At 48.3% G+C, this 14,905-nt stretch carries 10 protein-coding genes and 1 tRNA gene; 4 read left to right on the top strand and 7 right to left on the bottom strand.

Annotation, left to right across the window (positions count from 1 at the left end; all coding sequences use genetic code 11):
• Positions 1-98 precede the first annotated feature (98 nt).
• Together H6F56_RS07610 and H6F56_RS07605 are read left to right on the top strand one after the other, a co-directional pair.
• The gene (locus tag H6F56_RS07610; RefSeq protein WP_190666410.1) at positions 99-1,160 is read left to right on the top strand and encodes an ABC transporter permease; all 1,062 of its coding nucleotides are present in this window, start codon (positions 99-101) and stop codon (positions 1,158-1,160) included.
• A gap of 20 nt (positions 1,161-1,180) precedes the next feature.
• Entirely contained in the window at positions 1,181-1,465 is a 285-nt protein-coding gene (locus H6F56_RS07605) for a hypothetical protein (RefSeq protein ID WP_190666408.1), read from the top strand.
• Positions 1,466-1,539: 74 nt separating this feature from the next.
• On the opposite strand, the gene H6F56_RS07600 is transcribed toward H6F56_RS07605, so the two are convergent.
• The 7 genes from H6F56_RS07600 to H6F56_RS07570 form a co-directional block, all read right to left on the bottom strand.
• The gene (locus tag H6F56_RS07600; protein ID WP_190666406.1) at positions 1,540-2,700 is read right to left on the bottom strand and encodes a DNA cytosine methyltransferase; all 1,161 of its coding nucleotides are present in this window, start codon (positions 2,698-2,700) and stop codon (positions 1,540-1,542) included.
• A gap of 177 nt (positions 2,701-2,877) precedes the next feature.
• A tRNA-Gly gene (locus tag H6F56_RS07595) sits at positions 2,878-2,948 on the bottom strand.
• A 75-nt stretch (positions 2,949-3,023) separates the two neighbouring features.
• Positions 3,024-4,271 carry a TonB family protein gene (locus H6F56_RS27025; protein ID WP_190666403.1) on the bottom strand — a complete coding sequence of 416 codons (1,248 nt, stop codon included), beginning with the start codon at positions 4,269-4,271 and terminating at the stop codon, positions 3,024-3,026.
• A gap of 147 nt (positions 4,272-4,418) precedes the next feature.
• Positions 4,419-5,144: a molybdate ABC transporter permease subunit gene (gene modB, locus H6F56_RS07585; protein WP_190666401.1), complete on the bottom strand. Its 726-nt coding sequence runs from the start codon at positions 5,142-5,144 to the stop codon at positions 4,419-4,421.
• A gap of 122 nt (positions 5,145-5,266) precedes the next feature.
• Positions 5,267-8,881: a response regulator gene (locus H6F56_RS07580; protein ID WP_190666626.1), complete on the bottom strand. Its 3,615-nt coding sequence runs from the start codon at positions 8,879-8,881 to the stop codon at positions 5,267-5,269.
• 127 nt (positions 8,882-9,008) lie between these two features.
• Positions 9,009-9,290 carry a hypothetical protein gene (locus H6F56_RS07575; RefSeq protein WP_190666399.1) on the bottom strand — a complete coding sequence of 94 codons (282 nt, stop codon included), beginning with the start codon at positions 9,288-9,290 and terminating at the stop codon, positions 9,009-9,011.
• 789 nt (positions 9,291-10,079) lie between these two features.
• The gene (locus tag H6F56_RS07570; protein WP_190666396.1) at positions 10,080-12,554 is read right to left on the bottom strand and encodes a GAF domain-containing protein; all 2,475 of its coding nucleotides are present in this window, start codon (positions 12,552-12,554) and stop codon (positions 10,080-10,082) included.
• A gap of 853 nt (positions 12,555-13,407) precedes the next feature.
• Between H6F56_RS07570 and H6F56_RS07565 the strand changes: the two genes are divergently transcribed.
• Together H6F56_RS07565 and H6F56_RS07560 are read left to right on the top strand one after the other, a co-directional pair.
• Positions 13,408-14,031 (top strand): GNAT family N-acetyltransferase, encoded by a 624-nt coding sequence (locus H6F56_RS07565; RefSeq protein ID WP_190666394.1) that lies wholly within the window; start codon positions 13,408-13,410, stop codon positions 14,029-14,031.
• A gap of 387 nt (positions 14,032-14,418) precedes the next feature.
• Positions 14,419-14,877, top strand: coding sequence for a hypothetical protein (locus tag H6F56_RS07560; RefSeq protein ID WP_190666392.1), 459 nt, complete (start codon positions 14,419-14,421; stop codon positions 14,875-14,877).
• Positions 14,878-14,905 lie beyond the last annotated feature (28 nt).

Below are 14,905 nucleotides of genomic sequence, written 5' to 3'. Positions count from 1 at the left end.
AAAGGTAGAAGCAGAGAAAATCGGTTAGGTAATTTCTATGCTTCTGTGTTGCTTTGCCGCTTTGCCCCTGCCTCCATCTCTATCTAATCGTTTTTTTTATGACTTCTACTAAGCATTCTTCAGGCAGCCGGGGGCTGGAATCTTTTACAAATGGAATGGCGGCGCTTGCCACCAGCGAGACGCTTTTATATGTGTTAAAGCGGCTGTTACAAGCACTTTTAACGCTGTTTCTAGCATCAGCATTATGCTTTGCAATTATTCAACTAGCACCAGGAGATTACTTGGATACGCTGCGGCAAAATCCCAAGATTTCTCCGGAAACTATCAAACAATTAAGTATTAATTTTGGCTTAGATAAGCCGCCGTTGGAGCAATATGGGCGCTGGTTAAGACGAATTGTTACACAAGGGGATTTTGGCACGAGTTTTGTTTACCAACGCTCAGTGGCATCTCTGTTGTGGGAGCGCATACCGGCAACCCTATTGCTAGCCATTTCATCGTTACTTTTGACTTGGGCAATTGCAATTCCTCTGGGGATTATTGGCGCGGTTCAGCAAAATGATCTAACTGATCGCATCCTGCGTGTCATTAGCTACATCGGGCAAGGTTTTCCCAGCTTTATCACGGCGCTGGTACTCTTATTTTTCGCTCAAGTTACTTCCCCGCTCTTTCCAGTCGGCGGCATGACTAGCATTAATTATGCGGATTTAACGCCGTTGGGGAAAGTTTTAGATATTGGCTGGCACATGATTTTACCGACAATCGCGCTCAGTGTTACCAGTTTTGCCGGCTTGCAGCGAATTACTCGCGGACAATTACTAGATGTACTGCGCCAAGATTATATCCGAACCGCTCGTGCAAAGGGTTTACCCGAAAATCGAGTCATTTATGTACACGCTCTGCGAAATGCAGTGAATCCTCTAATTACATTATTAGGATTTGAGTTTGCCGGCTTGTTAGGCGGGGCGTTTATTGCAGAATTTTTCTTTAATTGGCCCGGATTAGGCCGGCTGATTTTGCAAGCGGTAACGAATCAAGATTTGTATTTAGTAATGGCAAGTTTGATGATGGGTGCTGTCATGCTAATTGTAGGGAATTTGCTAGCAGATTTACTTTTAAAAGTTTCTGATCCCCGAATTAAACTGGAAGATATGAATTAAGCTTAGTAAGAGGGGGAACTATGTTTTCACAAATTCACTATTTAGTTCGTTCTAAAGCTGACGGTAGCTATTTGGCGGCTCATCCCAATACTAGCGGCGGCAAAGGCTATTTGCTGATGTTCCAAGAGCATTCTGACGCGCTAAGCTACCTCAATACACACGGTGCCGGTGTTGCGGATAAGTTTGGCGTGGAGTCAATCACCGGCTCTCAATTAAAGGGTTTGCTGACTCGCTGGGGGTTTGCCGGTGTGGGGATTGTTAAAGATCCGCTTTTGCCAACAGTTGATTTTTTATCTAACAGTTGAAATCATCACCCATTTAGAAGTAACAAAAGATACTTTTATCTTCTTTGCGGCATAACGAGCGCCGAGTCTGAATTTCATGAAATTAATTCTACGACGCGCTCGACTTTACTGATTTCTAAATAATCCAAAATTGTCTGTGCGAGTGCTTGTGCAGCTAAGTAAGGAACCCCATTTCCTACGGTTTTAAATAAAATGTTTAAGGGTAAGTAAGGCGGCAGATAAAAGTTTTTTGGCAAAGATTGTATTGCCAGCGCCTCAGCAACAGAAATTCTGCGGGTTTTGTAGGGATGTAAATGAACTTCGTTATTTCCATAGCAAGCGGTTGGAGAGTATCGCCATCGGTGAAGGCGTTTGTAAGATTTTTTGGAAGTATCACCTTCTTCGACAGATTTAAATCGGTTGAGACCGGCTCTCGGTTTAAAATGATGTTGAGCATTTAGATGGTTAAGTACATCATTTTGCTTGAACCAATATTCAACGGTTAGCTCTTGCGGAATACCACCCGGAAAAGGCAGTTCTGAATCTTCTTGAAATTGGTTGGTTTGCAACCAAGGGTAAGACAGAACCTCTCGTTTTGAATATTTAATATACTTTTTCCAAGGAAAAGCACTCTCAACAATATTTTTTTGCAGATCAATATGATTGCTTTTATCAATAATCAATTCTTCACGAAATCCCAGAAGAATAATTCGGTCTCTGTCTTGCGGAACTCCATATTCTAACGAATTAATAAGGCGTTCGGTTAAAACATAACCGGCTTCTTGCGTTTTAGATTTGAGTTCGTCAAAAAACAATCGATGTTTTTTGGTCTGCCACAGTCCTTTAACATTCTCGAAAAGAAAGAAGTCTGGTTTCTGCTGACAAATTAATTCAATGTAGGCAGCAGAAAGTTTACCACGCTCTCCTTCTCCACCTTTATTTTTACCGCCTATCGAGAAATCAGGGCAAGGCGGGCCACCGATAAACCCAATAATATTACTAGATTTGCGAGCATCTTGGATTAATTCTTTCAGACGTAATTTATCTTTACCTTCGGTAAGTTTAATCACATCTTCTTTAAAGTAGTTGTATTCTGGCTCAAGCAAATTAAGCTGTTCGCGAGAATAACGGTAAGCTTCTAGAAAAGGTGGGTGAATTTCGTTGACATAAACGATATTGTAACCGCTCAATTCAAACCCTAAATCGAGAAAGCCGGTTCCTGAGAAAAACGAGAAGATACTGGGACGTTGACTCATGCAATGACCTGCAACAGCAAAAGAGATAACGCGAATCTGAGAAGTGACAAAACTCTAGCTTACCGCCTCGCTCGGCAGGAAGTTGATAGAACTGTTGCAGATGCGATGTCAATTTAGACTGAAACCGGCCTAGGAAGTAAAGCCTGAATGCCTTGGTTTTATTAGGTTTTACTTAAAAGCGGGCAGCGGGAATCGAACCCGCGTCTTTAGCTTGGAAGGCTAAGGTTTTACCATTAAACCATGCCCGCAATCCAACGCATTTTTAAATATATCACGATTTTGCCAGATGTGAACAAAATTTGAAAAAACTCTTTTTTCATGTTCTACAGTGGGTCAATTCTAAGCCGCACCTCCAGCTCACCGGCAACGGGTTGACCGCCTTGGTATGCCGGCTCAAATTCCCATTGTGCCATCAGGTTTTCCGCCCACTGATCATAAGCCGGTGATTGACTGCCTTGCCGCACCTGTATGACTTCAGGTCTTCCTGCAGCACTCACCATCACATACAAGGTGACCTCCTGACCAAGAGCGATTTTATCAATTTGCGGCGGATAGGCCAAGTCAGGAAACTCGTCAGAAAACCTCATGGGTTTGGCTTCTCGACCGGCATCAGGAAGATCCTTGTCTGGGTTCGCTTGGCTAACCCCCACAACACTGACTCTAACCCCCGCAGCGTCACCCTCTGAAGGTTCCGGTTCCCCTGCCGGCTCCGATGTCTCCGGCTGCTGAGCTGTTTCTGTGGGATTGTCCCTTGGCGGCGGTACGGGTGGCAACTCTTCGCTAGAGGTTGCCGGCCCAGTCGGTTCGGGTTCTGGCGTGGGTATGGGTGTGGGTTCCGGAGTTGGTTCCGGGGTCGGTTCAGGCGTGGGTGTGGGTTCGGGAGTCGGTTCAGGCGTGGGTGTGGGAGTCGGTTCAGGCGTGGGTGTGGGAGCCGGTTCTGGCGTGGGCGTGGGTGTGGGAGCCGGTTCTGGTGTGGGTGTGGGAGCCGGTTCTGGTGTGGGTGTGGGTGTGGGAGTCGGTTCTGGCGTTGGCGTGGGTGTTGGAGTTGGCGTGGGTGTTGGAGTTGGCGTGGGTGTCGGTTCTGGCGTTGGTGCGGATGCCGGCTTGGGAATTGGCGTCGCTGTAGCTGCCGGCTTAGGAATTGGCGTTGGAGTGGGTGCCGGCTTAGGAGTTGGTGTTGGAGTGGGTGCCGGCTTATTAACGCCCCCGTTAGAAGCCGTCGGCGACTTAGCTGGTGCCGGCAGCAGCGCCGTGTTATCTGAAGCAGAAGAAACAGCCGATTTATTTACTGGTGCCGGAATTGCTTTTGCCGGCGCTTGTGGGCGTGCCGATGGCGTCGCCTTTTGCTGAGGCGATGCTTTAGGTGCTTCTGTTTCTGGAATCTCCACAAACAGATCAATTGCAATTGGCTCATCCCCCGACTTAACAAGAACCGGCAAGCTGAGAGAGCGTGCCAACCAGAAAACGAGCAGATGCACAAAAACAGAACCCAGAGACACCCCCACCCAGAGTGCCGGTGGATCGGTGTGTCTGCGCCAGTTCGGTGGCTCAGTTGGATCAGTTGAAGTCATTGAGCTTTAGATTCTAGAGTTTGTCATTGTCCGTTGCCATTTGTCCTTTTGAAAACTTGACAAATGACAGATAACTCTTGACCAATAAAGAAAAGAGCTATTCTTGAATCCCAAACCCATTATGATAAACCGTTAACTTTTCCTTTTCTATTGTGCGTGGCGTTGTTCCAAATAATTGGTGAGCGAGACAACCATTAAGGAAATCAAACTGAGAATTACCACTAAAATCAACGCCAGCCGCTCATTGCCGGCAGTTGCAGCCTCATAAATCGCCATTGGCATCGTTTGTGTAGCCCCTGGAATGTTGCCGGCAATCATCAGTGTCGCGCCAAATTCCCCCAAAGCCCGCGCAAAACTGAGAACAATCCCTGCAAAGATACCCTTCCACGCCAAAGGCAGCCAAACCCGCCAAAAAACTTGCCATTCAGATTGGCCCAAAGTTTGAGCCGCTTGTAAATAAATGGGATCTACACTTTCCAGAGCCGCCCGCGTTGTTTTCACCATCAACGGCAGTGCCATCACCGCCGCCGCCACTACAGCGCCTTGCCAGGTAAAAACCAAACTCCAGCCGGTTATTGCATAAAGAGGTCGGCCTACAAACCCATTGCGCCCAAATAAAACTAATAAATAAAAGCCCACAACCGTTGGGGGTAACGTCAGCGGTAGAGTTATCAAGGCTTCAAACACAAACAGCAAAAAATTAGAAGGGGGAAATCCAAACCGCCTTTTCTTCTTTTCTCTTCTTTCTTGTATATTATGCCGCGCCAATAAGTAACCGATAAGTCCCCCAATGAGCGCCACAAAAACTGTTGCCAAAAGTGCCACCTGCAACGACAAGCGCAAAGAACTGAGAATTGAAAATTGAACACTCATTTCTGAATTTAACCTCTTGCAAAAATTTTAAAAACCAACAAATGAACGCCTTAAATAGTTAACCTTATCTGCGTTTATCTGCGGTTAAAAAAACCTTTTGCCAGAAGTTTACTTTCAACGCTTCACTCCGGCGAATTCACCACAAAAGTGAGAACCGTTTCATCAATTCCCTTCAATTTAAGTGGGCGGAATTTTGTAATTTCCTCCTCATCTAGATAATCTGCAACTGCTGCTGAAACCAAAATACTCCCTGGATCTGCCGCCTCTTGCAATCGTGCCGAGATATTCACCGAAGGGCCAATCGCCGTATAATCCGCTCGATCTGCCCCACCGAACATTCCCACCACAGCCGTGCCCTGATGAATGCCACAGCGGAACTGAATAGGTGCCACACCTTGCGCCCCTACTAAACCTTGCTCTTGCCAGCGCCGGTTTAGGATTGCTAAATGATGCTGCATTTGCCGCGCTGCCGCCACCGCCCGCCGCACCTGTTCATTCGGGGTTAGTTCCTCCGGTGCGCCAAATAAAGCCATCACAGCATCTCCCACAAACTTATCCACCGTACCGCCGCTATCAAACACCGCTCGCGTCATTTCTGCTAAATATTCATTAAGCACTTCTGCCACCCGGCGAGAGCGCAATGTATTAGCTAACTGGGTGAACCCCACAATGTCACTAAACAAAATCGTGATTAAACGGGGTTCTGGGCGCAGATCGAGCAACAGTTCACCGGCAGCCGCTTTAATCACCATAGAAGGCGGCAAAAACCGACGCAACACAGACTCGGTTAGATAGGTATTGAGTTCTTGTATCCGGCGCTCATTTTCCTTGAGTGCCAAGAGATTTCGCACAGATGCCAGCAGTTCGCGATCATTAAACGGCTTTGCTAAATAGCCATCCGCGCCTCCTTCCACACCTTCAAGACGAGTGTCTTCATTAACTTTTGCAGTCAGCAAAATGATCGGGATTCCTTTTAAACCCTCCTCTTCTCGAATCATGCGAATCATATCCAAACCCGACACCAAAGGCATCATCAAATCCGTCACAATTAGGTCAGGATGCTGTTCTTTTGCTAGCGAGAATCCCTCCGCTCCATTGCGAGCCAGAATAACGTGATAGCCTTTTTGCTTGAGAATGCCAGAAACATAGGTACGCAGATCAGGATTGTCATCGACAAATAAAACCGACTGTTGAGCTTTCGGGAGTCCGCCTTGTGCCGGCACGGATGGTTGCGTTGGCGATGCAGAAGTCTTGCGAGTGGCTTCTTTTAACTCTTCATTTAACTCTAATAAGTCATGAGTTTCTTGCTCAAACTCCACATCTGCTAACTCGACTGCAGCGCGAGAAGGCAGCACCCCGGTAGGCACTTCAATGATTTGTTCAGGAGGCAGGTGAGCCGTTCCGATTGGCAGCCAAATCGTGAAAGTCGCCCCTTGCCGGTAAACCGATTCAACCGAAATTTGGCCCCCGTGGAGTTCAACCAGTTCTTTAACCAAAGCCAAACCCAAACCGCTGCCCTCATAAGACCGGCTTGCCGATCCTTCTGCCTGACGGAAGCGCTCAAACAAGTGAGGAATCTGGTCAGATCGAATGCCAACGCCGGTATCTTTTACTTGCAAAAGACAATGATCCCCAGCCCGTTGCAAGGTAACAATAATACTGCCGCCTTTCGGCGTAAACTTCATCGCATTGGACAGTAAATTGTAGAGTACCTTATCGAATTTTTCTAAATCTAAGTAGACTGAGGAACACTCGCTCAGATGCGTGTAAACCCCTACTCCCTTTTTGTCACAATAAGGGCGGAACGAATCCACGGTTTGGTTAACAAAATCCACTAAATCGCAGGGGCGGAATGTCGGTTGCATCCGACCGGCATCAATGCGCTGTAAATCTAGCAGTTGGTTCACCAGTCGCAACAAACGACGGGAATTTCGCAGCGCGATCGCTGCCTGCTCATAGGGTAAATCTCCCTGATGGGCCACCACCGATTCTAGCGGCCCAATCATCAGCGTCAGCGGCGTGCGGAACTCGTGAGAAATATTTTGGAAAAACTCGGTTTTGAGCCGGTCAAGTTCCAGTAGTCGTTCTGCCTGCTGTCGTGTTTTTTGATAAAGTCGGGCTTGCTGCACTGCGATCGCCGCCTGCGCCGCCACTGCCTGCGCCAGCTCAATTTCTGATGCCTCCCACTGTCTGGCTGTGTGAGTTTGGCGCAGAGAAATACTGCCAATGATTTGCCCGTCTGAGATCAGGGGCACCACTAACAGCGCCCGTGCCGGCGATCTCAGCGGCATATCGAATACATTCAGTTCTGGCTTGGTTTCCAGATCGCTGACCACCACCGGCTGTTGTGTCACTAGCAGCTGGAGCAGCACAGGATTGCCCCGAATAGGCACGACAGACCGGGGCAGCAACGATGAGGGTGTAGGGGAGTTTTGTGCGCCCTTGGCGTTGCTAGAAGCCGCTGGCGCTCCGTTGTTACCGACTTGGGTATTTTCTGAGGGCAAGTGTGACGTTCCCAGCCGGTAAAATGGGTTTGTCGGCTGATGTGAACCTTCCAGGGTCTCTTTGTGGTACGTGTCTTGCAACGAGTCGTATAACCCCACACACTGGACATATTCATCCTCCTCCGTCCACAAAGATAGGGCGCAGCCATCCGCATGAAGGGCTTGCCCCAGCTGGTGGGTGATGGCGGCAAAAATGTCTTGAGGGTTGAGGCTGGAGCGAATTGCGGTTGTGATTGTGTTGATCAGCGCCTCGCGTTTGGCTAGCGCCCGTACCTGTTCGTAAGCCCGTGCTTGGGCCAGCGCAAAGGCAGCTTGGTCGGCCACCATGATCACCATCTGGACTTCGTCATCCTGCCACACACGCGGCGTCCCGAACTCGTGCAATGCCAGCACTGCCATAAAATCGAGCCGGCAGAATAGCGGGACAACTAAGCTAGAGCGAATATTTGCGGCTTGGTAAATGGCGGCCCGCTCTCTGCCTTCTTCGGTTTCGCTAAACCGCTCATCTGCTAGTACATCATTCATCACCTCGACATCGCGGGTGTCCCAAACTGTCTGGGATAAGGATGAAGCAGGAAGGGTAGAAGACGAATGAGAATTGCCTTTTTCATCCCTCCTCCTGCCGTTTTCATCCTTTTGATAGATAAAGGACTCGGCTGCTAGTTGGTCATCATGAACCGGACGCAGGATGCAGCAGCTGACCTCAAACATTTGGCCAACGGTTTCTACGATCGTCTGGAGAATCTGCCGGTAGTTAGTGCGAGAACGAATAGTATTGGTGACTGCATTGAGCAGTGATTCTTGACGGAGCGTGCGGCAAAGTTCTCGTGTGCGAGCTTTTAGTACATTGTGAGTATCTACGGCTTGTCTCACAAGGGCTAGAAGCTGTTCAGCATCCCAGGGCTTGGTAACGTATTTGAACACCTTACCGGAGTTAATTGCTTCCACCAAATCTTCCACATCGGTGTAGCCGGTGAGAATAATTCGGATCACATCCGGATACTGGGTTGCGGTGAGGCTGAGGAATTCAGTTCCGCTCATCAGGGGCATCCGCTGATCGGAAATGATCACAGCAATATCACCGGCTGTGGCGAGAATATCCAGCGCCGCCGGCCCACTTTCTGCCCTCAGCACTTGGTATTCCTCATGGAAGGTGCGGTAAAGCAGATCCAGGTTATCTGGTTCGTCATCGACAACCAGTATTTTAGTTTTACTGTTTCCTTGGGATGTCATGCACCGCTCTCCTGCTGCTGAGGCAGTTAGATCTAACATCGTCTCATCAGGCTAAATAAATTTCCCAGTCGAAATCGCCTTTTGGGGCAAAGACATTTTAACGGGCGGATTTAGGATTTGAGAAAGCTCAAATCTTTTTAAACCCAATCAATCGGAATGGAGCTTTTCGGGCCATCCGAGCGACCAGACGGATGAACCCTAACGCTTGTAGTGCAAGCATTTCCCTGGTATCCAAGCCAAAAAAGCCGGCATTCCTAAGAAACAGCCGGTGGCTGAGGAGAGGCACAGGGGTGCAGATGACGACCCTTAAATTGAGACACAACAAAACCCATCGCTTGATCGCGGCAGCAGTTGTCTTGAGAGAATTAACTACATCTTGCCATAAGGTTTGGGAGTGAGCTTTGGTCATTATGATAGTTAGCACATTATGGCTTAGCCACGAGCAAGAGCGCTCCGAAGACCTCCGCTTTTCTGGAAAAGCTGAAATCAGCGTTGCCTATGCGGACTGGATATAACAGCACAATAGCGCTGGGCAGGTGATTGTACAGGGCAAAGGAGTAGGCGCTTGCACTCCGACGAAGGTTGATGCACTCCTTCAGTATGATCCTAATACACCGTTACATAAGACGGACTCAACGCTATCCAACACACTTGCTTTTCTATACTAGATAACAGACGCTAGGTTTAGCTTGAAAGCTGACTTCGGAACGCTTCAACCTTCATAGAGCCATTTCCCATGAAACTGCCAAGTTAACCTTTTTTCTTGAATTTGGCTGGCTTCTTCCCAATTCTAAGCATGACCGGCAGCGTCGCCCTGTTTAGCTAATTGAGCGCGTTAAACCTTGTTAAGTTTTAACTCGGTTTTGCAGCCTAGAAGGATCGATGAGCATCCTTCATGACTTGAGTCATGCCGGCAATTCGTTTCTGGTTATTCTGACTTCTATAGCAATCCTAAATCGGTTGGATATTTCTAGGCTGTAAGATGCACGCACACCAAGCTTTTGGGGGTGATGATGATTAACGATTCACCGAGTAGGGCTGTATGTTGAACTTTCTGTGGAAAAATTCGTTTATTATCTTTTCAATCTGGAAGAGATGACAAGAGATAAATAGGAATTTGATTCCAGTTTTTTACATCCACAGATTGGATCGCAGTATTAGAAGATGAAAGGAAAAAGAGAAAATTTTACCTTTGCCTTTACTGCCGCAGCGGTAATTCAATGAAGAATTCTGTCCCGCCCCCAACAGTTGATTCACACCAGAGTTTTCCCTGATGTTTGTGTACCACGATTTTGTAGGCGATGGATAAGCCCAAACCCGTGCCGGTGCCCACCGGCTTGGTGGTGAAAAAGGGATCAAAAATTTTGGCTTGGTGTTCGGGGGCAATGCCTGTGCCGGTGTCTCGAATTCGGATTCGCACCTTGTTCTGTGCGAGGCGATGTTCTTGCAGATTGGTTGAGTCCGGTAGGATATCAGCCAGACAGGATTCGGCGTTGGAGATCAACTCTGTACGAATGCTTAGCTGTCCGATAGAGACCTGTTTGGCCGGCTCTAAGTCCTCTGTTTTGGCAGACTTCAAACCGGCTTTTTGCGCTTCTTTGATCGCATCAATAGCGTTACAAAGAAGATTCATAAACACTTGATTGAGCTGGCCTGGATAACAATCAACACGAGGAATCTCGCCGTACTGTCGCACAATTTCTATGCCATGCAGGCGGTTGTTTAGCAAGATTAAGGTACTTTCCAACCCTTCATGGACATCGACGGCCTTCTTTTCCGCTTCGTCTAGACGGGCAAAGTTGCGTAAGGTGAGGACGATTTCTCGCACTCGCTCAGCCCCTTTGCTCATGGAATTGAGAATTTTGCCCAGATCCGATTGAATAAATTCAATATCAATTTGGGACTCAAACTCAGCAAGGGCTGCCGGTGGGTTGGGAAATGCGTTTTGATAGCGGCAAACTAACTCCAGAAGGTCGTCAGTGTAGTTGTTGATATACGGGATATTACCGTAAATAAAATTAATTGGGTTATTGATCTCGTGAGCAACACCGGCAACCAGTTGCCCCAAGGAAGACATTTTTTCTCGATGAACCAGTTGTGCCTGGGTGGCGTGTAAAGAGGCAATTAATTGGGTTTTTTCCTCAAGGTTTTTAGCAAGCTGCCGGCCCCAAGCTTTGGCTTCCTCGGCTTGTTGCTGGGTGCGTTTGTACAGTTGGGCTTGGGTAATAGCAATGGCAAGTTGATTCGCCAGCGCTTCCACTGCCGCTGTGTCATCTTCCGTCCAATCGTAGGGTTGCTGTTTGATGGCCAAGATGTGGCCCAGCAAGGTGTCCTGATAGCAAATAGCCGTATCTAGCAACGCTCCTATTTGCATCTGCTGGAACAGTGCGCGTTCCCGCTCATCCAACAGGGCTGTTTGGGTATTGGGAACCACGTTCACGACTTGGCCAGATAAACTGTTGCTACAATACTGGCCCCCGCCCTTAAATTCAATGGTTGTACCGACTTCTAGCCACGTATCACTAGAGTGCTGACGCTGCGGCTGGGATACTTGGTTTCGGCAAGCTTGGTGGGTGATTTGCAGGCTGCTGGGGTTATGGGGGTGCGGGACGACAAAAATCATTAAATCCGCTTGAGTGAGCTGTAGCAGCTCGGCTAGGGCAGTGTTAATCGTGATGTCGATATCTAAACAGGTACGAATCCGATGGGCGATGCGATTCAGCGCTTGCTCGCGCTGGGCTTGTCGCTGGGATTCACTGTAAAGGCGGGCGTGGTTGAGAGCAAGGGCAGCTTGTTGGGCTACCAATTCAGCCAGTTGCATTTCTGCAGCACTCCACAGTCGGCAAGAAGTGTACTGGCTAATGTAAACGCTGCCCAGTAAATTTCCCTCATAGACGATGGGCACCATTAAGGTTGAGTGGAGTCCGGAGGCTTGCAACAGCAGGCGCTCAACTTCTGAAATTTCGGCGGTGTCTACGTCCTGAGCGATCCAAGGTGAGTGGTGTTTCCAGCAGGTATCGCGATCTAAGCCCGATCCTAGCCGCAGGGTGAGACCCTCTGGGGTTTCGCCTGGAGAAATGGGTGCGCCGATGGCTTCTGCCCGGTAATAGGTGGCGACGACGGCGAGGGTTTGGGCTTGCCGGTTGTAGAGAATTAAGCCGGCACAGTCTGCACCTAAAAGGCTGCACAACTGTTGCACAATTGCCTGACGCACCTCGGTTTCGTCTAGGGACTGATGGATGTTGCTGGTAATTTGGTGTAAGCGCTGTGCTTGATAAAGTAGCGGGTTGTCAGGTTGTTGGGGGGTGCGAGTTAGGGTGTGTGGGTGTTCGTGAGAAATTTGCTGCAATTGTTTGCCTGTTTCCGGGTCGATATGGCCCAGAAATTGCAGACATTCAACCCAGCCTTTCGTCCAAGCTTGGATCTCGGCTTGGGGGGTTGCGCTATCGTTACAGGAGAGCCGGTGAAATAGTTCTGTGATGGCAATGTCTGCTCCACTCTTTGATAGGGCTTCAAAAAGTGGCTCACTCGCCAATTGTTGGCTGGTTGTTAATTTTTCTTCATGCTCTCCCCATGTGTGGGAAGGTGAAATCCTTCGCCTTAAGTGGCGTCGTTTAAGGTCAATAGGTACTTTACCTCTAGGGGATTCAGCCGGATAAGGGTTAATCGCCATATCAATTTTGGTTTTGCTATTTTGGTTTTTGAATGTTAAGAGCGTAAAGTTTGACGATTCTACGGCAAAACGTGAGCCTCTAACTTTGCAGTTTTTATTAAGACTTTCACTTTTAAAGGGTGACTTCACAAATACTTCAGCAATTTGCGGAAATATGAAGAGAACGGAGAACATAACTGGCAATTTTGATATGCCAAGCTGCACTTCGCTCCTGTCTTAAGAGAAATGGGGACTGTTTTTTTATAGATGCATTGTGACAGCCATCAGGCTTAGCTGAGTGCGAAGGAGTCAGCGAAAACGCTTTTGGCGTGTTCGATAACTTCTTGAGGCTGGTGTCACCGCTGAATGGAAGATGGGTTTAGATTGTATAGTGATTTGTCTCATTTGTTGCATCGCAACGAAATAAGTTGACCTGATATACTGCTTGCGGTAGATGCCCTTGAGGTCTCGATCCCCATCTGCATAAAGCTATTTTGACCGGCAACCTGAAATTTTGACCAAAGGTTTTCCCACAGGGTTCCAAGTGGCAGATGATCATGCCGGTGTACGCTTTTTGCCCCAACCCTGCTTATAACAGCTTACTGTTCAGTATAGTGCGTTATACTTTTATACTTTCTTTATTTTTAACTTCCAAGTGTCTTAAGCGGGTTTTTTGACGAATGAGGTTAGAAAAATTTGAGTAAGATAGTGGTAGAACCCCAAAAACTGAGAAAAAAGCTGGAAATTAGCGAGTTCACCCTCACCACACAAGCCCGTTATCGTTAATAAAATTTGACATTTCTGTGGTGATGGAACGCCGCTCTTGCCGGCTCAATCAATTAGGATAAATTTTGCGCTCGTACCCTCACCAGTTGTGAACCCTTGCTTTTCTTCCCCGACGCATGGCCAGCCAGGACGCTCCGGCACCGCCGCCGATCAGACGCGTTTCATTATCCGTGCCGCCCAGTCCCCGGATCTGATAAGCTTAGCTGAAATTTTGACGGATAGCTTTCACTCTCGCGCCGGTTTGATGGGCTGCGTCTATCCGTTTTTGCGTATGGGTATTTATGAGGATATACGACACCGGCTTCGCACAGCCGGACGTCACTACGTCTGCTTAGTGGCGCTCGATCCCGCTGTGGGAGAATCAACAGATGCCCCTCCTCACATTGTCGGCACGGTAGAGATGACCCTGCGCTCTTCCTATTCTTGGCAGTGCAAATCTTTTCAATATCCTTACTTGTCAAACTTGGCAGTGCAAAGATCTGCTCGCCGGCAAGGAGTGGCGCGGCAATTGCTGACTGCCTGTGAAGGCAAGGCTTTAGAATGGGGATTTCCAGACCTTTACCTCCATGTTTTAGAAAATAACAACCAGGCGCGACGGCTTTACTTCAAGGCCGGTTATCGGCTACAACAAGTTGATGCCGGCTTGAATTCTTGGTTACTCGGTCAACCTAGACGAATTTTGTTACGCAAGCGCCTAGAAACCAGCGATTAAATCAATCTGATGTCGGTTGCCGTTTCACTTCGCCCAACCCCTCAAATTCCTGCCGGTGTTGAGTTTCCCCTTACTCTGCCTAACCACTCCATCTCTCGCCTTCTTATCTGAAATGGCTAGGAAGAAGGAAACTACTTTAGACAAGCCGACTAGATGAACCAAGAATCCGCCTTCCCTTGGAGACGCGGATCTTCAAAGAATCTTGTCTTTTTTGATAACTAAATTGCGTCATCATAAGAAGTAGAGAGAACGATCCCATCGGTCGTTAACTAACCGCACCATCAGCCGGCTTTTGACGCAATGGATAACTTCAGGACTGACCCGCCCGCCTCCAAATCTGATGAAGTTCAGGGGAGGAAAAATGAAACTACAAAATCTTCTCAGAGCTTGATCCGGTACGCTCAAGGCTCCGAAATCCTGACGCAGCTCAATAGCGGACAGTTACTTGTGGTGGACAGCCATCAGCGCAGTGGCTTAATTCTTTATAAACGCTTTCACACAGAATTTGCTGGGCCAGGAGCAGCGGTTGGCGGTTTTTTTGATATTGACTGTCAGCGCACAGTGCCGGTGGGCAATTTGAGTTTGGTTTATCCAGAAACTCATGAGGCGAGACAAAAGGCTTTTTGGACTCGGCGGCATTGGATTCGGCTGATGGAACAGCTCACGGAAAAATCAGGGCCACTGCAGCGAGCGCAGATGCTTTTGACGCAGTTTGAATATTATTTTGACCCAGAGACGGTCGCGCAAATACAGGATGAGGCTTTAGCCGGCCTAGTGGGTGTTTTACCGCAAACGCTGCGAATGGTGCGCCAGAGTGTTAAAAAGCCGGCAGTCGTGAGAGCGTAGATGGGACTGCTGAGTGCTGAATCCTGAG

The organism is Microcoleus sp. FACHB-672 (assembly GCF_014695725.1).
Lineage (GTDB): Bacteria > Cyanobacteriota > Cyanobacteriia > Cyanobacteriales > Oscillatoriaceae > FACHB-68.
The sequence above is the reverse complement of the archived record's forward strand: the minus strand, read 5'-3'. Positions and strand labels throughout refer to the sequence as shown.